The sequence below is a fragment of the Staphylococcus sp. FSL K6-0223 genome (genome assembly GCF_038008285.1).
On sequence record NZ_JBBOYX010000001.1, the window covers coordinates 169,487 to 192,434 of the forward strand.

Genomic DNA, 22,948 nt, shown 5'->3' on the forward strand with positions numbered 1-22,948 from the left:
TATCGTATTCATTTAATAGTAATCTAATATTTCTTGTAAGTCTTGTTTTATATTATTACGCAAACTCTCTGGACTTAAAACTTTTACATTTTTACCACAAGATATAATGATTTTTGATACAAAATTCACATCTTCTTTATTGATGTCTATTTTTAATATAAATGTATCATCCTCTAACTTATCTATAGTGATATTAGACCACAAATGATTTTGTAATAAATCTACGCCTATTTCATTACTTTCAATAGTTATATTTATTTTGGACTCTTTCTCTACTAAGTACTGTTTATAATTTTTTAGATGAATATTTGGGATTGCCTCTTCAAATCTTGTTTCATATATCTCCTCAATTTTATTTAAGTTAAATAATCTCACAATTTTAGTTTTAACGTTCGCCGTCACAAAATACCATACATTATTTTTATAAGTTAACCCTATCCCTTGATAAATATAAGTAAGATGTTTTGATCCATAAACTAAAGTGAATTGCTTTTTAAGTATCGTGAAATTTATAACTTTATTAAAAATATCATTGGAATATTCATTACCGATTTCAACATTGAAGTATTCAAACATATTTTTGTATTGATTAATAATCGATTTTTGCACCTCTGTAGAACTGTTATATATTTTATTGACTATACTTATATATTCAGATGAAAACGGAAGACTTTTTAAATTAGAGATACTCGACAAAGCAAAATATAAAGATTTAATTTCTTCATCATTTAAATCAATTCTTGTGAGGTGAGCTTTTCTAATAACTTTATATCCTCCATTCTTTCCTCCAATACTGTATAAAGGCACCCCTAGTTCTTGAATATCTTTAATATCTCTTAAAGCTGTACTTTTTGAAGTATTAAATTCTTCCATTACATCTTTTAATTTGAAATTTCGATTATTATTACAAAATTCTATTAGATTATAAAGTCTGATAGTTTTATTCATAAATTCCCCTTTCGGTGTCTAGAATTGACACCTTTAAATAGTATGATAATTATATAACAAATTATTGAAGGAGGAAAATATATGAATTTTGAAGTTAGTCCATATTTTGTAATCACTAATAATGCTGAAAAATTAAGAATACGCTTAGAGGAAATATTTAATGCAAATACAGTTTATATTCAAAGAATAAAAGATAGACCGTTAGAGGCACGTGAAGATGTTGATGAAAGAGATTTAGAAAAAATCGATCAATGTGTGATTTTATTTGGTGATGTAAAGTTAATGATTGCAGATGACACTGAAGGCCTTCCAATTACAAAAGGAAATAATGTTTCTTTGTGCGTGACATTCGAAAATGTCGAAGATACAAAGCGAATTTATGATGAATTAGTTGAATTAGGGTCTGAAATTTTAGTACCCTTTGCCCCGAAATTTTATACGGAGGGGTATGGATATATTAAAGATGAATTTGGAATTGCTTATCATCTCTTTACTAAAAGAAAAAATTAAAAAAAGGGTATATTATATATGCCCTTTTTTTAATTAATAATTTACATAATTAACTATTATAGGTAGTTAGTTTGTATATATTATTCATTTACTAGTTTCTATACCATGCTGTCTTTGGCCAATTTTTATGTTTAGGTTTCCCTTTCCATGAAGAACAATCCTTAACCCCTTTTTTCTTAACATTCAACCCATCACATTTTGTCATTTTACCTATTGAAGAACATTTATAAGCTTTTGCATGATACCAACAATCACTCTTATAAAAATCTACATAAGCTTTAGGATGTTTCTTAGACCAATATCTATGATCCGATTTAGTCCCGTTAAATCTATTACAATGGACGTGTGTCCCTTTTTTCACTTTTTGCCCATCTTTTTGTCCCTTATATGACGCACTATAAAAAGATGTACCATCTTTTATTTTGCCATCATCTTTTCCATCCATACTACCAACAAAGTCTGAAAAATTAATTACTTTTGTATCCATTTTAGCACTTCTGTTTTCAGTCTCATTCACTTTTTTATTGTCTGGATTAGGTAATACGTCTTCTACAATGATTTGATTGTTTTTTTGAATTACATGAAAATTATTATCTTCTTTTTCTATGTTTTTAAATTGTTGCATTGTTTGAGAATCAACTTGAGACGCATTATAAGTACCAACTAATTTAACATTTTGTGGAGGATTATCATGATTTTCTTCAGCATGAGCATGATTTGATTCTAAACTAGCCATACCAGTCCCTAAGACTAAAATACCTGCTAACATTAATTTAATGATATTTCTCAATTTTTACATCTCCTTGAAACTTAATTATTTTATGTAGAAAATCTATATATTTTTAAGTTATCATAAATTATAAAAATTTTTTTGATGATGAGGTGTTTTTTATGAAAAAATCATTTTATATCATTGGCATAATCATGATTATAATTATTTGTTATATTTTTATGAATTTTTTCTTTTTTGATAAATGGGCTTGCTATTCTAGCGAAAAACAAATCAATAGTTATATAAAAAATCACGATACAAAAAAATTACATGATATAACAGATAATAATAAAACTTATCAAATTTTAAGAAACTCTAAAAAAGTATCAATTAAATTACGATCAGATAATCAAGGAAGTGAGGGCATCGGATATTACCAAGTGAATCTAAATGATAAACCTGCGAAACTTTATATAAAAATTAAGCATGCTTTTATCCCAGAAGTGCCTGAGGTTAAAACAATAGAATTAGAATAATAAATAACAAAAGGGAACTCATTATTGAGTTCCCTTTTGTTGCCATAACATGCATTATGGGTAGTGCTTTTGTATAACCTATTCATTTTTTATTATGGGATATTCATATTTAGATATGTCTTAAAAGCACTTTTTCCTTTTTTGGTTAAATTAAGACATCGATTAATTTCACTATTTTTTATCCAAGATAATTCGATCATTTTTTCAGTTATTTGCAATGCAACCGGTCCTGCCATATGATTTTTTCTCTCAGTCCAATCTATATGTTTAGGAATAGGTTTAGAGTACATACTCTTTTCTGTTTCAATTCCTATTTTTTTTAACCAAGTCTTCCCTTCTTGAGTTAATTTATAAAAATTTTCTTCTTCTTTAATATAATTATTTTCTATCAAAGATTCAGTAAACTTAACCCCTATTTTTCCGGCAATATGACCATAACAAGTACGCATATATGATAATTTTTCTTTTTTTGTTGTTTCTTTTAACGACTTACTACTCATAGGTGGAGATATGACAGACAAAGCTTGGATTGCATCAACAACTTTATCATTATCAATTTTATAATAACGATGTCGTCCCTGAGTATTTACTGAGATTAAATTGGCTTCTACTAATTTTAAAAGATGCTCACTAGCTGTTTGAGGTTTTATACCAGCTAATTTAGCTAATTCTCCAGCTGAAAGAGATATACCACTAGATAATTCAATTAACATAGTTAAACGTGTTTTATGTCCAATGAGGAGAATATTATCAGCAAAATTTTCATACATATAATACATCCTTTCTATTAGTACAATTTAATCATACCCATATAATATTTCGTTTAACACCGAAATATTATATGGGTATGATTAAATTAGTTAAATGAGGAGGTATGATAGATGTATTCTTCTAAGTATTTCGATCATTTAGTTGTTTTCACAGCAGGAATAGGAATGTTTTTATCCACCCTGGATAGTGGCATTATCAATGTCGCATTACCCACTTTATCAAAATACTTTAATGTTGATATTTCTTTTATTACTTGGAGTGTTACACTATATACTTTATTATTAACAGGCACAATTATAATATTTGGGAGACTAAGCGATAAATACAGTCGTTTAAATATATATAGTTCAGGATTAACTATTTTTTTAATAGCTTCTATTTTATGCGGTTTTTCAAACAACGTCATACAATTAATCGTTTTTCGTGGTTTACAAGGTATAGGTGCAGCAATGTTACAAGGAACTGCTACGGCTATTATTACTACAACCATTCCTGAAAATAGACAAGGTTCTGCGTTAGGAACGTTAAGTATTCTATTAGGAATAGGTCCTGTTTTAGGTCCAAGTATTGGAGGTCTTTTAATATCTGTAGGTAATTGGAGATGGATATTTTGGATCAATATTCCCTTTATATTTATCGGTTTAATCGGCTGTTTATTTTTAAAAAGATATATTAAAGAGCAAAAAAGTACGTCTATCCATTTAGATATACGTGGAAATTCATTATTATTTCTATCTATCTTTTGTTTATTAATAAGTTTAACATCTTGGTCTTATCACTCAATTTTTAATATATCAGTATATGGCAATTTCCTAATCTTTATTGTTTCTTTTTGCCTATTTATTATATGGGAGTTAAAAACAAATCATCCTATCATCGATTTACGTTTATTCAAGAATGTATCATTTTCATCTCCAATATTTGCAATATTTGTATTTGGAGGTACAGCATCTTTAGGTTTTATAATTCCTCCATATATTTTAGAAAAGATTAATCATCTTTCATCTTGGCAAATAGGATTAGTTAACCTTACTTCTCCTTTAGGATTAGTACTTACTTCAAAAATATCTGGTAAATTAATTTCTCGCATTGGCAATATTGTATTAATGACTACAGGACTAATTATTATGATTGTGGCATATACAAGCCTAGGATTATTACAATATATATTAAATCCAGTGACAATAAGCTTATTATTACTAATATATGGTATAGGAGGAGGTTTTTTCCTACCGTCTAATACTTCAGCAATAATGGGAACTGTATCTCAAGATATGCAAGGTACTGCTGGAGCTACACAAAGAATGGTTCAAAATATAGGTATTGCTTTTTATACAGCAGTTACTTCATTATTTATCAGTAATTCATCAAATTCAGATAAACTCATAGAAGGGTCAAGTCATGCATGGTTATTTGCATCAATAACACTCTTTTTAGCATTATTACCTTTTTTATTAAAAATATTAAAGACTAAATATGAACCTAATTAATATATTTATAACAAATAATACTTCTTTTTCTTTATTAATAGTGGCTATCAATTAGCCACTATTTTTTCGTCAGAAAAAATCATAAGGGGCTTGGGGAGTATCCCCAACAAGCAGGCTTTGCTAGCCCAAACCACTATATTAAGTAATATCTTTCGTAGAAAGCGTAGTGGGATGTATGAGCGAACAAAACCAAAAACCCAACCGTAAGGATCCGAAACAAATTAGTTTTCTTGTGAGCGAATCCGAATATTTAAAGTTAAAGCAGTAGGCTGAAACTTTAAATATGAGTGTGCCTGCTTTCGTTAAGAAAAAGCACAAGGCAGTCGATTGGTCACACCTAAATTTGATGTTGAACGACTAACACCTTTTTTTACGATTTCCTCACCTATAAGTTTTTGTTCGGCATATAAAAATTTAATCTCCTTCTTTTTATGATCAGGTAATGAAGGTCTTCCGCCCCGCCTTTTCTACCTCTTGCTCTGACGGCTTCCAATCCTTTATTTATTACTATTTATTTCAATATATCATAGTATTAGAAACATACATAAATGAACTTTATCTTTTATTAACATAAGTTATGATTATAGGTAGTAAGTTTGTATAATATATCATTTATTGTCTTTCCTCTTTATAAAAAAAAGCAGAGCTATTGTAATTATTAAGATTACTAAAGTTATCAACAAAGATTTTTCTATATCATTAATTAAAAAAAGCAATATCATAAAAATTGGAATTATTAGTATCATTAGCGAAAAGAACTTATTCAATTTAAAGTCATCCTTTCAACATTTTTATTTTCTTTGGTAATTCCTTAAAGTCATTAATATTAATAAAAGTACTATATTTATAATATTGATTTATCACAGTTTATTTTTTCAAAATACAATAGTTCTGATAATACAATATTACTTTCAATATTAGTCTGTTTAATATATTATTTTATATTAATTATAATTTGTTTAGTTATTTTTAAATATAATAGGAGGAATTATTATGAAAAATTTTAACTATACTGATACAGGAGATAAAATTAAGCCAGGAGATAAAATTATAATAGAAATGTCTTTTCCTCAAAAATTCTCTTTCGTAGGTAGAGCCGATTCAGTATTTAAAAAACTACTAGAAGATAATAATGCTAAAATAACAAAATCTGATAAAGAGTAAATTGAATTTAGAAATATTGTTATATAAAATAAGTGGCTAATATCTAGCCACTTATTTTTTCGCAGAAAAAATCTTAAGGGGCTTGGGGATATTCCCCAACAAGCCGGCGACGCTACCACGTATGTGGCTAGCAAAGCCAGTGCTTGCCAAACCACTATATTACTTTAATAACCTTTACATATTTTATATGCTTAGGTTATTCAAGTAATAACTTTCGAAGAAAGCGTGGTGGGAATGAATGAGTGAACGAGACACATTTGTGGCTAGCGACGATGCTGTTAAGAAAAACCGTAAACCTAACCGTAAGGAGCGTAAACAAATTAGTTTTCGAGTGAACGAAGACGAATATTTAAAGTTACAACAATCTGCGGAAACTTTAAATATGAGTGTGCCTGCTTTCGTTAAGAAAAAGGCACAGGGAAGTCGATTGGTCGCACCAAAATTTGATAAAGAAACGCGACAATCGATAGCTAAGGATTTAAGCAAGCTAGGATCAAATGCTAATCAAATTGCTAAATATTGTAACCAACATCAATATGAGGCGCCGAATTATGAAGCATTAGAATATAATATCGAAGAATTACGTAGAAGGTTGGATGAAATATGGAAAGTCCTAAAATAAATATGATTTTAAGTCTAATTTTATTTATTGTCTGTTTAATTATGATTAGCTATTTTATTTTTTATGCACATCAATTTTGGGCAAGTATCTTTTTTTTACTTTTAGCCTTTATAGATGTTATTAAATGCTATACAGCTTATAAAGAAATGAAAGAACGTGATACAAATGGCCCCAGCTAAAATAAGTTCAACGAAATCAACGTCACGGGCTATTAATTACGCTGAAAAACGGGCTGAAGAAAAAAGTGGCTTAAATTGTGACATAGACTATGCCAAGGGAAGTTTCAAAGCGACACGTGAACTGTATGGAAAAACGGGTGGCAATGAAGGTCATGTCATTTAAGCCTGGCGAAGTAACACCAGCACAATGTAATCAACTTGGAATGGAATTAGCCGAGAAGATAGCACCTAATCATCAAGACAAGAAGAAACTCGTTTTCAACTCGTTTCAAAACAAAGACAAAGGAGATAATTATGAGTCAATTTAACCGAATTTTTGACGGTAACAATTATTTCGAATGTGATAAATGTGGAAGTTTAGCAACCATCGATGAAGATGGGAAGTTAATGCGAATGATTACGAATATACAAGGTTTGCCAGTAATTTACGAAGAAAAAAATAAAGAATCGTTTATAGATGAAAACGGAAACTTAAAATGCGACTGTAGTGATTAAAAAACTTAATATCGCTTTATTCCAATTGCTTTATTGACGTTGAGCCTCGGAACCCTTAACAATCCCCAAAACTTGTCGAATGGTCGACTTAATAGCTCATGCTATGCCGACATTCGTCTACAAGTTTAGTTAAGAGTTCTTCTCAACTTCAATAAATTTTCTCGGCATAAATGCGTGTCTAATCTTTTTTAGAACGACTAATCAAAAAATAATCTAAAAAATCACAAACCAAAATTAAAAAAATAAAAAAGCCTAAATACTTTCTCACAAATCGAGAGAGTATTTAGGCTTTTTGAATTAATAAATTTCTTACTTCTTATATTTATTTAACAATTAGTACTGGGACAGAACTTCTTTTAGCAATCTTATGTGTAACATCTCCTAAAACATGTTTAATATTCAAATCGACTCTATGATTACTCATAATTACTAAATCAAATTCACCATTATTTATATCTCCAGAAGTAATTTTTTCTAAGATTGTATCTTTAATATGCCCAAAATCTACATCTATTTTATATTGAATATCTCTTTTTTCTAATTCACGTAAAAATGGAGTGAGTTTTTTTTCTTTTTCTCTAATAATATCTTCTTTATGCTTATTATAATACTTGACACTAATTGCAAGATCATTTTCTGTTACAACGTGATAAATTACAACAACTGAATCTTCATCGGTGACTTTTTCTAAATAGTCAGGGATAGCACTAAAATCATTTTCGAAATCATAGGGTAATAATATATTTTTGAACATCTACACCAGCCTCCTATTACTTATTATTTAGATGTCTATTACTTATATATACCCTAAATATATATACTTATTCTGGTTCTGTTGCAAAGTAAAAAATATAGCTAACCACTATTTGAAATTTTAAGATACTTTTTTAGAGCATTTAGCCACCTTTATGAAAATATTGAACTGATGGATGTCCCAAAATGTTTTACATTATTAATGCTATCAGACATTAAATTTTTGAAACTCTTCAACATAACAAAATTTCTTATGACGCTCACTTTTTCATTAGCTTTATCCTTAACAATATCAGTAGCAGATTTACCACTGAAAAATTTCTATTCAGACAAGAGTAATATGCCTGTAACGACTACTAAATCTAATCCCGCTCCTATTGGTCTAGCAATATTTGCTCCTATAGAAGTTGAGAACTATGTTGATACATTTGAGAATCTTTTAATTAATATATGTAACATTTTGATAATATGAATTTATGAATAATTAAAAAGGAGCATTTTAGGTATGAAGCAATATATGTTATTAAAAGTATTGTTAAGTGTATCTATTGTAACAGAGTCTGTTGTAGCTCCAATAGTAGTATCTAATGCTAATCAAATTCATGCAGCTGACAAACAAGATGGTATTAGTAACTTAACTCAAAAAAATAAAAGTGTTCTACATTTATCTATTACCGATAGTAATATTACTGGTAAAATAAATGATAATGAAATCTTAACACTATCAGATGGTAAGACGACAAAACAAATTGGTATAAATGTACTTTAGGTACAGCTACTGATGCTGTTATTGACGGCATATCTGGTGGCGTTACTGGTGCTACAGCTTACATGTTCTTTCTCAATTAAGGAAAAATGAAGTAGTTCAGTTCTAGGTAGCGGCAATGCTAAAAATGAAGAAATATATTTAGATATTGAAGAGAATGGCAATATTTTAGAAGTAAAAGAGTCTCTTACAATTTAAAAATTGTAGAGACTCTGAATATAAACTTGAGTTTAGTTAGCATATCTACTAAATAGTAATTGATTTGTGAAATATTCTTTAGGTTCGATTGTTTTTTTAATTTTACCTGTTTCTTTTAACCATAATTGTAAATCATTGTAAAAGTCAGAACTCATTGATAAATCGTTAGTGAAACATTTTGCTGTGGCTTGTATTGTGGATTTGTTTAAATCTTCACTTACGTCTGTATTCGTATATGAAGAATAGATACTAATTGCTTCTTCAAGGTTAGTCTTAATGTATTGAATTGCTTTTTGTATAACTTTAATAAATGTTTTGATTTTTTCTTCTTCAGAGTGTAACTTATCAGGGGTAGTGATAAAAATTAATTGGCAAAAGTCAGGAACATTGTAATCTTTTAATGCGAAATAATCGACATTTAATCCTTTACTTTTTGCTTCTAAAATTTCAAAGTTTTCAAAGATAAGTGTTGCTGCATCTGCTTTATCATTTAACAATGCATCAGTATGATAAAAACTATTATTTACTGGTATAATATCACCATCTGTATATTGAGCACCATCAGTTTCAATCATGGTTTTTGCAATAGCAATACCACCAAGACCTGGAGCTCCTGGATACTGGAGACGTTTGCCAATTAAATCTTTTGGTGTTTTAATACCTTTATCTTTTTTATACATTATACCGCCATTGGTATGTAAGAATCTTGCGAAGCCTACAACATTTTGGTTGGATGCTTTATCTTCTACTAAATGGATAGGTTCTGTAATTGCGATATCCATTGTACCTTTTTCGATTTCATCTAAAGCATCAAAATGTTCTTCAGGTTCAATCATCTCAATCTCTAAATTTTGTTCCTTAAACCATCCTTTTTCTATACCTAAAATTAATGGCATGTGATCAGGATTTAAAAACCATTCTAAACCAACTCTTAATTTTTCCATAAGAAAATCCTCCAATAACTCAATTTTCTACGCAAAAAAGTGAATACTGAAAGACGTCAAGTAATATGTAAGTCACTTTCCTACGATGGTACTAACCAACAGGTTTAAGGGTTGAAAGTAAGTACTTTCTCTCAGCAATCAATCGCACCCCTAGTGAATATGTTGTTATATACATTAACATAACATATATTCTAGGTTAATTAAATCTGATATTTTGTTTACATTTACTTTATCAGATTATTTCATTTGTATATTTATATCATTTTGTCGATCATTTCATAATGTGTAAGATAGATATATTTTGAAGTAATTAAGTAAAAAATAAACGGAATTTTCAATTTAATTTAAAAAATTAAAAAATTCCGTGAAATATATTTCGTTTTTTAGTAAACTGTCTACTAAGGAAGAAAGTAAGTAGTGAGATATTGTCTGATTTGAAGCCATACCTCACATCTAAATTAAATATAAGGGGATGACAGTAGATTATGGATTTATTAATTGGTACGTTGTTTTTAGTTTTAGTCTTAGTGATTTTTACGTTATTTACATATAAAGCACCTAGTGGTATGCGTGCGATGGGAGCTTTAGCTAATGCAGCCATTGCGACATTTTTAGTAGAAGCTTTTAACAAATATGTAGGTGGAGAAGTATTTGGTATTAAATTTTTAGAACAACTAGGTGACGCTGCGGGAGGTCTTGGTGGTGTCGCTGCTGCTGGGTTAACTGCCTTAGCTATTGGTGTTTCACCTGTGTATGCATTAGTTATCGGAGCTGCTTGTGGTGGTTTAGACTTACTTCCAGGGTTCTTTGCTGGGTATATTGTAGGTTATCTTATGAAATATACAGAAAAATATGTTCCAGATGGTGTAGATCTTATTGGTTCAATCGTTCTTCTTGCACCACTTGCACGTTTAATTGCGACGGGTTTAACGCCAGTAGTGAATAATACATTACTAAAAATTGGTGACATTATTAAAAGTAGTACGGACACAAATCCAATTATTATGGGGATTATTCTTGGAGGCATTATTACGGTTGTAGGTACAGCACCGTTAAGTTCAATGGCTTTAACCGCATTACTTGGTTTAACTGGCGTGCCAATGGCCATTGGTGCTATGGCTGCATTTAGTTCGGCATTTATGAATGGTACGCTGTTCCATCGTTTAAAATTAGGAGATCGTAAGTCAACGATTTCAGTAAGTATTGAACCGTTATCTCAAGCTGATATTGTCTCTGCTAATCCGATACCAGTGTATGTGACAAACTTCTTTGGAGGAGCTGTTGCAGGTTTAATTATCGCTTTATCTGGTATGATCAATGACGCAACAGGTACAGCAACACCCATTGCAGGATTCTTAGTGATGTTTGGTTTTAATAGTCCAATGAAAGTGATTATCTATGGTGTTGTAATGGCCATTGTGGGTGGTTTAGCAGGTTTTCTTGGTTCTCTTGTATTCAAAAAATATCCGATTGTTACAAAACAAGATATGATAGATCGTGAAGCAAAAAGAAAAGTTAAAACAGCATAAATATGAGTGACTTCTTTGTCAAAATATGGCAAAGAAGTTTTTTGTTGTATGTTTTAAATTTTCTATCTTATGTTTTTTGTGTAATAATATAATAAAAAGTTACACATATTGTAACGTTCATACACATCATGTGTATTGAATTTTAAATGCTAAATCTCTGACAAAGGAGTGGGCTAAGATGCAAAATTTAAGAAATAGAAATTTTTTAACATTACTTGATTTTTCAAAAAAAGAAATGGAATTCTTACTTAATCTCTCTGAAGATTTAAAACGTGCAAAATATGCTGGTATTGAACAACAAAAACTTAAAGGTAAAAATATCGCTTTAATTTTCGAAAAAAATTCTACACGCACACGTTGTGCGTTTGAAACAGCAGCTTATGATCAAGGTGCTCATGTGACGTATCTTGGGCCTACAGGTACACAAATGGGAGTAAAAGAAACGGCTAAAGATACGGCTCGTGTTTTAGGTGGGATGTATGACGGTATCGAATATCGCGGATTTTCTCAACGTACTATTGAAGAAATTGCAGAATATGCTGGTGTTCCGGTTTGGAATGGTTTAACGAATGAAGATCATCCAACACAAGTGCTTGCTGATTTTTTAACTGCAAAAGAAGTATTAAAAAAACCTTATGAAGACATTCATTTCACATATATTGGTGATGGACGCAATAATATGGCAAATGCATTGATGCAAGGCGCAGCTATTATGGGAATGACATTCCATCTTGTGTGTCCGAAAGAGTTAAGACCTAAAGATGAGTTACTAAAAACATGTCAGTCATTGGCTGATAAAAACGGCGGTACTATTTTAGTGACTGACAATATTGACCAAGGGGTGAAAGGATCGGATGTGATTGCTACAGATGTGTGGGTATCGATGGGTGAACCTGACGATACTTGGGAAGAACGTATTAAATTATTAGAACCTTATCGTGTAACAAAAGAATTAATAGAAAAAACAGGCAATCCACATACCATTTTTGAACACTGTTTACCTGCTTTCCATAATGCAGAAACAGAAATTGGTAAACAAATTAAAGAAAAATATGGTTTGAATGAAATGGAAGTCACAGATGAGGTCTTCGAAAGTGATCGTTCTGTTGTCTTTCAAGAAGCCGAAAACAGAGCACATACGATTAAAGCAGTAATGGTGGCAACTTTAGGCGAATAGAGAAAAAAGGGGGACCTATGGATGTCTAAAATCGTGGTCGCATTAGGTGGCAATGCTTTAGGGGAATCACCGAAAGAACAATTAGAGCTTGTAAAAGGAACAGCTCAATCATTAGTTGGTTTAATAAACAAAGGATATGAAGTTGTCATTAGTCATGGGAATGGACCACAAGTGGGAAGTATTAATTTAGGATTAAATTATGCAGCAGAACATGAACAAGGCCCGCCTTTTCCATTCCCTGAATGTGGCGCAATGAGTCAGGCGTATATTGGCTATCAAATGCAAGAAAGCTTACTTAACGAACTCCATACTTTAGGTATCAATAAAGAAGTTGTAACACTCGTGACACAAGTCGAAGTAGCAAACGATGATCCAGCGTTTCAACATCCAACGAAACCTATTGGCTTATTTTATACAGAAGAACAAGCAGATAAAATGAGACAAGAAAAAGGATATACATTTATGGAGGATGCAGGACGTGGGTACCGTCGCGTTGTGCCCTCTCCTCAACCTATTAATATTGTTGAACTTGATAGTATTGAAACACTCATTAAACATGGTACGCTTGTGATTGCAGCTGGTGGCGGCGGCATCCCAGTTGTTAAGGAACAAGGTCGTTATCAAGGTGTCGATGCAGTCATTGATAAAGATAAGACAAGTGCATTACTTGCAGCTCATTTACAATCGGATCAATTAATGATTTTAACAGCCGTTGATTATGTTTATATTAATTACGGAAAAGACAATCAAGAAGGACTAAGTGACGTTACAGTCGATGATATGAAAGAATATATTGCCGATAATCAATTTGCGAAAGGCAGTATGTTGCCAAAAGTAGAAGCAGCTCTTCAATTTATTGAAAAGAATCCCAAAGGTAGTGTGTTGATTACTTCTTTATCAGGTTTAAATGATGCGCTAGAAGGTAAAATTGGTACACGTATTACAAAATAAATAGTTATATTAAATCGCTTGAGCCTAATATATGTATTTTACATATGTAGGCTCAAGTTTTTTTATGAGTTACTCAAATATCTAATAGTTACAAGTTCTACTTCGGATTGTCTGAGGTTATATTCATAGACCATTTCATTTTAAAACATCCTTTGATTTAATCAAAGAATAATGTAAACTTATTATTATATAAAGTTTACAATTATGAGTTTTATTAGTGTATTTTAAAAGATAGGAGTGACAAACATCATGACATTAAATCTAGCAGAACGTGTATTGAATGGAGAAGCGTTAACTAAAGAAGAGTGTCTAAGTCTATTTCAAGACGAAACGATTGATACGTTTGAATTATTAAATGAAGCCTATATAGTAAGAAAACATTATTACGGTAAAAAAGTAAAACTGAATATGATTTTAAACGCGAAAAGTGGCATATGTCCGGAAGATTGTGGTTACTGTGGTCAATCTGTCAAAATGAAAGAAAAACAACGTTATGCTTTAGTGGACCAAGAACAAATTAAAGCAGGGGCACAAGTCGCGACAGACCATAAAATTGGAACGTATTGTATTGTAATGAGTGGACGTGGTCCTTCGAATAAAGAAGTAAATCATATTTGTGATACGGTAGAAGATATTAAAGCTATTCATCCACAACTTAAAATTTGTGCGTGTTTAGGTTTAGTCGATGATGAACAAGCGACACAATTAAAAGAAGCCGGTGTTGATCGCTATAATCATAATTTAAATACAAGTGAACGTTACCATGAGGAAGTTGTTTCAACACATACATATGAAGATAGAGTGAATACGGTTGAAATTATGAAAGAACATAATATTTCACCATGTTCTGGTGTGATTTGTGGCATGGGAGAAACAGATGAAGATATTATCGATATGGCATTTGCGTTAAAAGAGATTGATGCAGACAGTATTCCAGTAAACTTCTTACATCCGATTAAAGGTACCAAGTTTGGTGGGTTAGACTTGTTATCTCCAACAAAGTGTCTACGTATCTTAGCTCTGTTTCGATTGATTAATCCTACTAAAGAAATTCGAATTGCGGGTGGTCGTGAAGTCAATTTACGTTCACTTCAAGCAACTGCACTTCAAGCAGCCAATTCTATCTTTGTAGGCGATTATTTAGTAACAGGCGGACAACCTAATGAGCTTGATTACCAAATGATTGAAGATATGGGATTTGAGATAGACGGGTAGTGAACATATTATAAAACACCTTCTAGCAGTTTTGGTTAGAAGGTGTTTTATTTAATATCTATTTTTCAGTATTTTTTCTTGCTTTATACGCATGAGTTGCTGCTGCACTTGCATTTTGAGAAGCTTCTGCGGCATTTTCATTGGCTGCTCTAGCGCTATGTGCCGCTCTTTCTGCCCATATTGCAGATGCTTGGGAATTGGATGCTGCTAATTCTGACGCGTATTTTGCTGCTTTAGCATCTACACTTGTTTGAGTAACAGTAGAAAGAATTTGTTGTTGTTGTCCTTCCATACGTGCTTGATGTGATTCTGTTTCATATAAATTAATAGCTTCTTTTAAAGTATCAGCGCGTTGGTTATAAAGATAACTAAACATTGAACGTAAAGAATGAATGTGAGTATAAGCTTTTGGAATACGTTGTTGGGCTTTAGAAGCTGCTACAGTGTGGTGTATATCAGTTAATGTGTGTTGATGACGTTGAATATTATGTTGATGCTGTTGAATATCGGGTTGATCTTTCAGCTCTTTTTCAGCTTTTTTATATCCTTTCGATTTAGTAATTGATTTGTTTTCAGGTCTGATATTTTTATTTTTGACGAACCAGACGATAAGTAAAATGAGTCCAATCATCATAAGGCTAGTTGAGTGATAGATAAACAATGATATGAGTATCATCACAAGACTCGGTAATAATAATATTAACATGTTTTTCTTTTTGACTTGTTTTAATGTTAAGTGTTTTATCTCTTGTTCTTCTTGACGAATGAGTTTATTTTGAAACTCTTTTTGATCATGTGCTTTAATTAATAATGCGATATCTGACATTAACTGTTCTTTTGTTTGATACATATATTAACTACTCCTTATTCCATATTGAAATCTGAGAATTTAACTTGTGTAACGTCTTTATCTTTAGGTGAGAGGTCAACGAGTTTTTGATGTTTATTATCTAATTTAATCATTGTATATTTATAATCGTCATCATCCGCATCATCTCCTCTAAGGGCTGAAGGATTTGCTGTAAAGGTTCCAATATACTCTACATTTTTAGTGGGATATTGAGATTGACCTGTTTCAACGCTTGTATAAAACATAAAACTATCTTTGTCGGTAGCGGATTGATTCATCGCCTTACCAATATCATTTTGGAAATCTTTTTTAGAAATGTTATTTGTAGTTAGTAATGTGAATAAAGGTTTTCCGTTATCTGTGGTTAATTCTATATAGCTTTTAACATCTTGATAAGGTGTTTCGTCATAGTCAACGTCTTTACTATCTAGTGTTTTTTTGACTTCGTTGGCATCTAACTTACTAATTAAGCTAGGTGGAATTTCTAAAGAATCATCGAATGCAATCATTTTCATCTTGCCGGCTTTCGTGAGGTATATCCAATCTACTTTTGATTCTCCATTGGAATTACTTACGGTATATAAAAAGTGTTCCTTTTTATCATTAATAATATCTTTAATAGAAATATCTTTTTTATGTTCGATACTTTGGCTACATCCTGTCAGTGAAAAAGTGAATATTGCTAAGCTCATTATGATGAGGAAAGGTTTGAATTTTTTCATAGTAACAGCTCCTTAATAAAATTTTTAAAATGAACATGTAGGATGTATATATTACAACCTACATGTTATGAGGTCATACTTCATTTCTTAGATAAATCATTTGTAGTTTGATAAGTTCTACGGTGAATTGTTTTAATAGATGATCAGGAGAAATCAATCGTAACGAGCGATGATATTGAAAACACAAGTCAATTGCTTCATTAGGATTTAAATTCATTTGAACGTCATATGTTTTATCGTTTTTATTTAAAATTTTAATGTCATCACGTATTTTTAACGTTTCGTATAGCTTAAATGTCACTTCATATGTCACTTGAACACGTAAGTCATCTTGATGTGAATATTTAGGAGAACGTTTAATAAAGTAGCTATTTTTACTTTGTTCAAATTGAATTTGTAACTCAAGATCTGAGTGCAGCGTTGATTCATATAGATAATGTCGAATATTATCTATATCTCGTTGAATCGTTCTAGGATTCACATTAAATTCTGTTGCAAGTTCTAATTTGTTGACTGTTTCATTTTTTAATAATTTATCGTAGATATTTAATACTCTAAATGCTTGTTCCATAGGCGAAAGCTTCCTTTCACAAAACCTAAATTTATTATAAGAAACGACCTTAGACATGATAGGTCATTTCTTTAAAAGTTTTTATTTTATAAAAATTGTATTTTTCGCTTTAAATGGCGTACTATTTAAATTTGAAAATTCAAGTTAGTTATATCGTGTCTAACCTAGTCATTTCCCAGGACATATGAATAAAGAATGAACCATTCTATTAATTCAGATGGATTAGTCGATATGAGTTTTAAATAAGGGCGTAGTGTATGATTTTGATTCAATTTGTGAAAGATTTTAGTGAAATTGCAGTTTAATAATGTTTCATCGTTAGTGCATGATTGACCAAATTCAATACGTGCATATTGAGCGATTATCGTTTGTGGCGTTTCATTTAGATTATTGAGTTCTGTAATGATTTCGTGATATATCATGTCATTCACCTCCATTTCTCACGTTGGAAACTAAAGGCGCCTGACAAGGCGACTTCTTTATTATTAGAAGGGGAGGTACTTTTAAGAAATAGAAATCAGCATAATGAAAAAAATGCCACTCTTATCAATTGAGGTAAGGGTGGCACGATATTGAGATAAATTTAGAAATGGTATATAAAAGTCTCGCGCATTCATGCGCGAGACTTTTTGTCATTGATATTTCTTCTTTATCCTGATATCAAATCTTTTTCATTTATAGAATAGTCTTGTTTGAGAAGAATATATATAATCATTTAATGACGTTTTTGAAAATTTTTTCCAAAAGAAGAAATTGCCTAATGATGACAATATGAAATGATATAATATCTTTGAAATGATAAGAAATTTTATAGAAAAGAAGGGGTATCATGTCTCAATATGTCATTACAAATGGAAGAATTTATACGGAAGCACAAGTTATTGAAAAAGGGTATCTTGTCGTAGAAAATGGCAAAATTAGTGATATTCAAAAAGGTGATTATAAAGGTCATTTAAATCAAATAGATGTAGCAGGAAAGCATGTGTTACCAGGTTTTATCGATATTCATATTCATGGTGGCTATGGAGAAGATGCGATGGATGCATCGTATGACGGCTTAAATCATTTAGCTAAACAATTATTGTCTGAAGGTACAACAACATTTTTAGCAACAACGATGACGCAATCTGATGAGAATATTGAAAAAGCATTGAACAATATTGTCGCTTGTTATGAAAATCAAACGTTAGGTGAAGCGGCTGAAATCGGTGGCGTACATTTAGAAGGACCATTTATTTCTGAACACAAAGTAGGGGCACAAAACCCTAAATATGTACAACGTCCTACTGTTGAAAAAATTCGACATTTTCAAGAGGTAGCGAAAGGATTAATTAAAATCATTACTTTTGCCCCAGAAGTCGAAGGTGCTCATGAGACGTTAAATGAATTGCGTGATGATATCATCTTTTCAATGGGACATACTGTTGCCACATTTGAAGAAGCAAATGAAGCGGTAGAACGAGGTGCGAAACATGTAACGCATCTTTACAATGCTGCAACACCTTTTGAACATCGGAATCCAGGTGTGTTTGGTGCCGCATGGACCAATCAAAGTTTAAACACTGAAATTATTGGTGATGGGATTCATTCACATCCTGCTGCTGTAGATATTGCATATAAGCAAAAAGGAGCTACTCACATGTATTTAATTACAGATGCCATGCGTGCCAAAGGTATGAAAGATGGTGAGTATGATTTAGGTGGACAAAATGTGATTGTTAAAGGGAAAGAAGCACGTTTAGAAAATGGCACACTTGCAGGCAGTATTTTAAAAATGAATGAAGGACTGCATAATTTAATTCAATTTACGCATGATAGTTTAGACCACTTATGGCGAGTGGCAAGTTTAAATCAGGCCATTGCGCTTAATATTGATAAGCAAAAAGGGAGCTTAAGCATAGGAAAAGATGCAGATATCGTAATTGTAGACGACCATATACAAGTAGATACAACGATTAAATCAGGTACCATTCATCATTTTTAAGACTACTCGCATGGTGAAAAATGAATAATTTAGTATCTCTTTATCTTTTTAGGTTTATATATATGAAGTTTAGTGTATATACATAGTAAATCTACATAATATATGAATTCTAAGTAAAGGAGGGATAGATAATGCAAAATGATTTAAGATTTCCAAGTGCAAAAAATTTCTTTACTACTTTAGGATGGTTATCGGTCATTGCTTTATTAGCGGTTGTAGTGGTCAATGCGCTTTATAATAGTTCTTTTAAAAGTTGGTCAGATATCAGTGTGAATTTCACTCAAACGGATTTAATTTTCTTGATTACTTTCGCAATTATTGCGATAGTTTGTATCATTATTTCATTGCTTTTAAAATTATTTAAACATCCATAAGAAGTAAAGTTAATATATTAAAAGGGACAGAACTCAAGCGTTCTGTCCTTTTTAGTGGTTTAAATAATTAAATATGACATCATCAATGATAATGTCTACATTCGGATGCGTTTGTAAAATAGAAGCAGGTAATGTTTCAGTTTTCGGACCATTCATTAAACGCTCAATAGCTTCTTGTTTACGTTCTCCAAAAGCTAATAAAATGATACGTTTTGCGCGCATAATAGATTGTAATCCCATAGAAATGGCTTGTTTTGGAACATCATCAATCGTATCAAAATGAATACTATTTGCTTTAATCGTAGAATCAGTTAAATCTACAACTCGTGTTTGACTATCAAAAGATGTACCTGGTTCGTTGAAACCGATATGGCCATTTTCTCCAATACCTAATAATTGAATATCGGGTTGTCCTATAGAGAATAGACGCTGTTCATAAGCATATGCTTCGTCTTCAAGATCAGGTGCGTCTCCTCTTGGAATGTAGATATGATCTTCATTCCATTCGTTATGATTAAATAAAAGTTCATGCATATATGTGTAGTAGCTTTGAGGGTGTGATGAATTAAGACCCACATACTCATCTAAGTTAAATGTTTTAATATCATTTAAATTCACACGATTTGCCGTTAATAATTCAGATAATCGTGGATAGATTTCTGTCATCGTATTACCTGTCGCTAATCCAAGAGTAGCTGTCGGCGTACTTTGTATTAACTTTAATAACTCAACTGCTACATAATCACTTGCGATAGATTTGTTTTTTAAATTGATCAATTTCATCATCTAAACGCCTCCATATGTTTATGAATTCCAATATGAAAAAGCATTGTTCATAAATTCTCTACATAAACATTATACCCAACCAACTGCTAAACAATCGATTGTGCTAACATAATCTATATACATCACTTATATTGGAGAATAAAAATGAAAATAATAAAAATTGTTAGTATGTTTCTTTTAGCGATAATCATTATGGTTATTTCTCAAACGATTGCGCTATTATTTGATACATTGATACCATTTTATGGAATTGGAACAATTTTATCGAGTATCACTTATATTTTACTTACATTTTTCATCGTAAGATGGATAATTACTCATGTATTTAAAGAGGCGCTATCTTCATATCGAATTACAAAACCTGTATTTCATCCGATTTATTGGATTTTAGGGATTGCATTACCGTGTGTAGTATATGCGATTTACTTTATTTTTATACCGGGAGATTTTAAAGTACATCATTTTAACTCAATCAGTAAGACGATACACGACTTGAGTTACATTATTTTTATGCAAGCTGCAGCTGGTGCTATTGTCGAGGAAATAGTGTGTCGAGGTCTTTTAATGGGCTATATTGAAAAGAAAACGAACATTCGAATAGCAATCGTTGTTACTTCACTGTTCTTTGGTGTGATTCATTTATTGAATGGTGCTCTAAATGTTACAAGTTTCCTTTTATTGTTAGCTAGTGGCACTTTAGTTGGTATGATGTTTGGTATAGCAACATATCGATTTAACACCATTTGGGCGAGTATCACCTTACATTTCTTTTGGAATGTCTTTCAAGTCGTTTATATCACTACAAAAGAAACTGACTATAACGTCTTTCAATATGTTTTACGTTTTAAAAATATGGTGCTTACGGGAGGACAGTTTGGTTTTGAAACATCTATCGTCTCTACCATAGGCTATACCATTGTGATTATTGTTCTGTTAATGTGCCGTAGTCCATATAAAGATAGCAACTTATAACGCATTCAAAAGTAGTCGTAATTGTTCTATACTTAAAGTAAAGATAAATAAACGTAGTTAAGGAGAAAAGTTATGAAAAAGATAGTGGTAGTAATGCTTATTCTCATATTATCTATTGGCTTAGTGGGATGTCATCGATTGTCTAAAGAGAATAGTGACCATTCGGACAAAGCGGATACACAAGAAGAACATTCAACAGAGGAAAATAAAAGTTCTGATGATCAAGATATCAGTCTAGAACCAGATACAAAGATACCAGATCATGTTTTTGAAAAAACATCAGTACGACATACACAGATTTCTGAAAAAACGATTAAAAAAGATATTAAAAAGTATATTAACATTGATAAAAAAATCAATGATACGATGAATACATATAAAATGAAATTATATTCCAATCAAAAGTTATCCAATACAGAAGTAAATAAATTAAAAAAACTTGTTCAATTAGAGACTGAGAATGATACAAATTTTGGACAATACATTCAAAGTAATCAGATGCCAAATAATGACTATGTGATCTATACTGATAAAATAAGTCGTTATATTTCAACAGCCAATCGCATAGAGCAAAAAAGTTTAGAAATATCATTAAAATCGGATGATGATACATCTATTTTTAATGATATTGAGCAAGTGAATAAAGATCAAGACATTGTAAATGATCGAGAAAAACAAGATATTGCAAATTTCTTGGAAGATAAAAATATTAAAACTGAAGCGTTTAATGAGGATTCAAATCATATTGATATAGATTAATCGAATGAATTAAAAAAGGAGTGGGCCGATGAATTCAAAATGAATTCCGATCCACTCCTTTTTTGGCGAGATAGTTGTCGACTTCATTTAACTGGTATACTTTTTTAGCTAAACATTGCGATAAAGTAACTCACAATAATCACAATACCCGTCACGCCATTATGAATCATATGAACCATCATACTATCTCTAACGTTATGACGACGATGATAAGCGAGATAAAAAATCATCGCCATTGTGATATACATTAAAACAGCTACCCAATTTGAAATACCATGTTGAGAAGCGAAAATAAGTGAAGATAAAATAAATGGTAACCAAAAACTGCTACGTTTAAATAGTGTCTCTTTAAAGATACCTCGATAAATTAATTCTTCTAAATAGGGAGCTACAAACGTAAGGGTAAGTGCAAATACTATGACAGGAAACGCTTGTCCAAGTTGATCGGGAGAAGGTTTCGCGCCTTGAAAGTTACCCAGTAATGCCTTATCATTTTCTGTCTGTGCTTGACCTGTTATTGCCATCATTAGAAAACTCATTCCAATGACAATAACGCGAAGTAATAGTGCCCATCCGATATTAATCATAATATCTTTGCGTTTAAACGGTTTAATTGGCTCATATGTATGCCGTTGATAATAACGTCTAACCAGCCAAATAACGACAGCGGCTAACAGCATAAATAATAATGTTGCTAGTGTTCCACTTGTAACATCCATTTTTGCAGAAAAATTAGTAATAAATAAAATAAGAACAATAGGAATCTGAGCAAGTAACATCCATCCTATAAAAATAAGAACATTTAAGAAGCGATTCCCTTTAGGATAATGTTCATCTTTTTTATGATAATGAGAGTCAAGATTTGAATCTGAATGCATACGTGTTTCTGTAATACCTTGTTGAGTCATGATTGTATCACCTCTAATGTTTTTATTTGAACTACGTATACTGCAACTTGAACATAACATAC

General features: G+C 31.2%; 26 protein-coding genes, 4 pseudogenes and 1 riboswitch. Of the genes and pseudogenes, 17 read left to right on the forward strand and 13 right to left on the reverse strand.

The genetic code is table 11. From position 1 onward, the window contains the following. Positions 1-12: 12 nt before the first annotated feature. A complete protein-coding gene (locus MHI13_RS00795; RefSeq protein WP_015740109.1) occupies positions 13-948 on the reverse strand; it encodes a helix-turn-helix transcriptional regulator in 936 nt (311 codons plus the stop codon). An 81-nt stretch (positions 949-1,029) separates the two neighbouring features. Between MHI13_RS00795 and MHI13_RS00800 the strand changes: the two genes are divergently transcribed. Beyond that, positions 1,030-1,458, forward strand: coding sequence for a VOC family protein (locus tag MHI13_RS00800; RefSeq protein WP_015740108.1), 429 nt, complete (start codon positions 1,030-1,032; stop codon positions 1,456-1,458). 91 nt (positions 1,459-1,549) lie between these two features. Here the strand turns inward: MHI13_RS00800 and MHI13_RS00805 are convergent, their stop codons facing one another. After that, positions 1,550-2,248, reverse strand: coding sequence for a hypothetical protein (locus MHI13_RS00805; RefSeq protein WP_192832222.1), 699 nt, complete (start codon positions 2,246-2,248; stop codon positions 1,550-1,552). A gap of 101 nt (positions 2,249-2,349) precedes the next feature. Between MHI13_RS00805 and MHI13_RS00810 the strand changes: the two genes are divergently transcribed. After that, entirely contained in the window at positions 2,350-2,706 is a 357-nt protein-coding gene (locus tag MHI13_RS00810) for a hypothetical protein (protein WP_020365846.1), read from the forward strand. A 92-nt stretch (positions 2,707-2,798) separates the two neighbouring features. Here MHI13_RS00810 and MHI13_RS00815 read toward each other — a convergent pair whose 3' ends face one another. After that, a complete protein-coding gene (locus MHI13_RS00815; protein ID WP_340760977.1) occupies positions 2,799-3,476 on the reverse strand; it encodes an ArsR/SmtB family transcription factor in 678 nt (225 codons plus the stop codon). Between the two features lie 111 nt (positions 3,477-3,587). On the opposite strand from MHI13_RS00815, the gene MHI13_RS00820 reads away from it, so the two are divergent. Both MHI13_RS00820 and MHI13_RS00825 read left to right on the forward strand, forming a co-directional pair. Further along, the gene (locus MHI13_RS00820) at positions 3,588-4,967 is read left to right on the forward strand and encodes an MFS transporter (protein ID WP_340760978.1); all 1,380 of its coding nucleotides are present in this window, start codon (positions 3,588-3,590) and stop codon (positions 4,965-4,967) included. A gap of 175 nt (positions 4,968-5,142) precedes the next feature. Then, positions 5,143-5,321: pseudogene (locus MHI13_RS00825) on the forward strand (plasmid mobilization protein); the annotation flags it as partial. On the opposite strand, the pseudogene MHI13_RS00830 reads toward MHI13_RS00825, so the two are convergent. Continuing rightward, positions 5,315-5,466 (reverse strand): annotated as a pseudogene (locus tag MHI13_RS00830) (recombinase family protein); the annotation flags it as partial. The pseudogenes MHI13_RS00825 and MHI13_RS00830 sit on opposite strands and share 7 nt — an antisense overlap. Before the next feature lie 494 nt (positions 5,467-5,960). Here MHI13_RS00830 and MHI13_RS00835 point away from each other — a divergent pair. The 4 genes and pseudogenes from MHI13_RS00835 to MHI13_RS00850 all read left to right on the forward strand — a co-directional run bounded on the left by MHI13_RS00835 (position 5,961) and on the right by MHI13_RS00850 (position 7,427). Then, positions 5,961-6,131, forward strand: a complete 171-nt coding sequence (locus MHI13_RS00835) for a hypothetical protein (protein ID WP_153298853.1) — start codon at positions 5,961-5,963, stop codon at positions 6,129-6,131. A gap of 238 nt (positions 6,132-6,369) precedes the next feature. Continuing rightward, positions 6,370-6,753: a plasmid mobilization protein gene (locus MHI13_RS00840; protein ID WP_054105665.1), complete on the forward strand. Its 384-nt coding sequence runs from the start codon at positions 6,370-6,372 to the stop codon at positions 6,751-6,753. 165 nt (positions 6,754-6,918) lie between these two features. Continuing rightward, a pseudogene (locus tag MHI13_RS00845) lies at positions 6,919-7,171 on the forward strand (relaxase/mobilization nuclease domain-containing protein); the annotation flags it as partial. Between the two features lie 55 nt (positions 7,172-7,226). Beyond that, positions 7,227-7,427: a hypothetical protein gene (locus tag MHI13_RS00850; protein WP_017175580.1), complete on the forward strand. Its 201-nt coding sequence runs from the start codon at positions 7,227-7,229 to the stop codon at positions 7,425-7,427. Between the two features lie 322 nt (positions 7,428-7,749). Here MHI13_RS00850 and MHI13_RS00855 read toward each other — a convergent pair whose 3' ends face one another. After that, positions 7,750-8,181 carry a universal stress protein gene (locus MHI13_RS00855; RefSeq protein ID WP_000475805.1) on the reverse strand — a complete coding sequence of 144 codons (432 nt, stop codon included), beginning with the start codon at positions 8,179-8,181 and terminating at the stop codon, positions 7,750-7,752. A 504-nt stretch (positions 8,182-8,685) separates the two neighbouring features. Between MHI13_RS00855 and MHI13_RS00860 the strand changes: the two genes are divergently transcribed. Next, positions 8,686-8,949 carry a hypothetical protein gene (locus MHI13_RS00860; RefSeq protein ID WP_070548061.1) on the forward strand — a complete coding sequence of 88 codons (264 nt, stop codon included), beginning with the start codon at positions 8,686-8,688 and terminating at the stop codon, positions 8,947-8,949. A 227-nt stretch (positions 8,950-9,176) separates the two neighbouring features. Here MHI13_RS00860 and MHI13_RS00865 read toward each other — a convergent pair whose 3' ends face one another. Both MHI13_RS00865 and MHI13_RS00870 read right to left on the reverse strand, forming a co-directional pair. Beyond that, positions 9,177-10,088 carry an ABC transporter substrate-binding protein gene (locus tag MHI13_RS00865; RefSeq protein ID WP_070548058.1) on the reverse strand — a complete coding sequence of 304 codons (912 nt, stop codon included), beginning with the start codon at positions 10,086-10,088 and terminating at the stop codon, positions 9,177-9,179. Between the two features lie 60 nt (positions 10,089-10,148). Then, positions 10,149-10,250, reverse strand: a riboswitch (TPP riboswitch). 322 nt (positions 10,251-10,572) lie between these two features. Next, positions 10,573-10,656 (reverse strand): annotated as a pseudogene (locus tag MHI13_RS00870) (hypothetical protein); the annotation flags it as partial. On the opposite strand from MHI13_RS00870, the gene MHI13_RS00875 reads away from it, so the two are divergent. The 4 genes from MHI13_RS00875 (at position 10,616) to bioB (ending at position 14,960) form a co-directional block, all read left to right on the forward strand. After that, a complete protein-coding gene (locus tag MHI13_RS00875; RefSeq protein ID WP_231451771.1) occupies positions 10,616-11,617 on the forward strand; it encodes a PTS sugar transporter subunit IIC in 1,002 nt (333 codons plus the stop codon). The pseudogene MHI13_RS00870 and the gene MHI13_RS00875 sit on opposite strands and share 41 nt — an antisense overlap. Positions 11,618-11,795: 178 nt before the next feature. Then, positions 11,796-12,794, forward strand: a complete 999-nt coding sequence (gene argF / locus MHI13_RS00880; protein WP_048761618.1) for an ornithine carbamoyltransferase — start codon at positions 11,796-11,798, stop codon at positions 12,792-12,794. Positions 12,795-12,815: 21 nt separating this feature from the next. Beyond that, a complete protein-coding gene (arcC, locus tag MHI13_RS00885) occupies positions 12,816-13,745 on the forward strand; it encodes a carbamate kinase (protein ID WP_049382256.1) in 930 nt (309 codons plus the stop codon). Between the two features lie 249 nt (positions 13,746-13,994). Then, a complete protein-coding gene (gene bioB / locus MHI13_RS00890) occupies positions 13,995-14,960 on the forward strand; it encodes a biotin synthase BioB (protein WP_017175586.1) in 966 nt (321 codons plus the stop codon). Positions 14,961-15,018: 58 nt separating this feature from the next. Here the strand turns inward: bioB and MHI13_RS00895 are convergent, their stop codons facing one another. From MHI13_RS00895 to MHI13_RS00910, 4 genes are all read right to left on the reverse strand, one after another. Continuing rightward, positions 15,019-15,810: a hypothetical protein gene (locus MHI13_RS00895; protein WP_017175587.1), complete on the reverse strand. Its 792-nt coding sequence runs from the start codon at positions 15,808-15,810 to the stop codon at positions 15,019-15,021. A 14-nt stretch (positions 15,811-15,824) separates the two neighbouring features. Beyond that, a complete protein-coding gene (locus MHI13_RS00900) occupies positions 15,825-16,532 on the reverse strand; it encodes a hypothetical protein (RefSeq protein ID WP_017175588.1) in 708 nt (235 codons plus the stop codon). 73 nt (positions 16,533-16,605) lie between these two features. After that, positions 16,606-17,103: an HTH domain-containing protein gene (locus MHI13_RS00905; protein ID WP_017175589.1), complete on the reverse strand. Its 498-nt coding sequence runs from the start codon at positions 17,101-17,103 to the stop codon at positions 16,606-16,608. 164 nt (positions 17,104-17,267) lie between these two features. Continuing rightward, complete coding sequence (locus tag MHI13_RS00910) at positions 17,268-17,525, reverse strand: hypothetical protein (RefSeq protein WP_070548055.1); 258 nt, start codon at positions 17,523-17,525, stop codon at positions 17,268-17,270. Positions 17,526-17,932: 407 nt separating this feature from the next. On the opposite strand from MHI13_RS00910, the gene nagA reads away from it, so the two are divergent. Beyond that, positions 17,933-19,087 carry an N-acetylglucosamine-6-phosphate deacetylase gene (gene nagA, locus MHI13_RS00915; RefSeq protein ID WP_017175591.1) on the forward strand — a complete coding sequence of 385 codons (1,155 nt, stop codon included), beginning with the start codon at positions 17,933-17,935 and terminating at the stop codon, positions 19,085-19,087. A 131-nt stretch (positions 19,088-19,218) separates the two neighbouring features. After that, a complete protein-coding gene (locus tag MHI13_RS00920; RefSeq protein ID WP_017175592.1) occupies positions 19,219-19,461 on the forward strand; it encodes a hypothetical protein in 243 nt (80 codons plus the stop codon). Between the two features lie 51 nt (positions 19,462-19,512). Here the strand turns inward: MHI13_RS00920 and nagB are convergent, their stop codons facing one another. Next, positions 19,513-20,244, reverse strand: a complete 732-nt coding sequence (gene nagB / locus MHI13_RS00925; RefSeq protein ID WP_049334913.1) for a glucosamine-6-phosphate deaminase — start codon at positions 20,242-20,244, stop codon at positions 19,513-19,515. A gap of 147 nt (positions 20,245-20,391) precedes the next feature. Between nagB and MHI13_RS00930 the strand changes: the two genes are divergently transcribed. Both MHI13_RS00930 and MHI13_RS00935 read left to right on the forward strand, forming a co-directional pair. Further along, positions 20,392-21,219, forward strand: a complete 828-nt coding sequence (locus MHI13_RS00930) for a CPBP family intramembrane glutamic endopeptidase (protein WP_070548052.1) — start codon at positions 20,392-20,394, stop codon at positions 21,217-21,219. A 72-nt stretch (positions 21,220-21,291) separates the two neighbouring features. Further along, positions 21,292-21,978 carry an NDxxF motif lipoprotein gene (locus MHI13_RS00935; RefSeq protein WP_070548049.1) on the forward strand — a complete coding sequence of 229 codons (687 nt, stop codon included), beginning with the start codon at positions 21,292-21,294 and terminating at the stop codon, positions 21,976-21,978. Between the two features lie 104 nt (positions 21,979-22,082). On the opposite strand, the gene MHI13_RS00940 is transcribed toward MHI13_RS00935, so the two are convergent. After that, positions 22,083-22,886 (reverse strand): CPBP family intramembrane glutamic endopeptidase, encoded by an 804-nt coding sequence (locus MHI13_RS00940; protein ID WP_048679934.1) that lies wholly within the window; start codon positions 22,884-22,886, stop codon positions 22,083-22,085. Positions 22,887-22,948 lie beyond the last annotated feature (62 nt).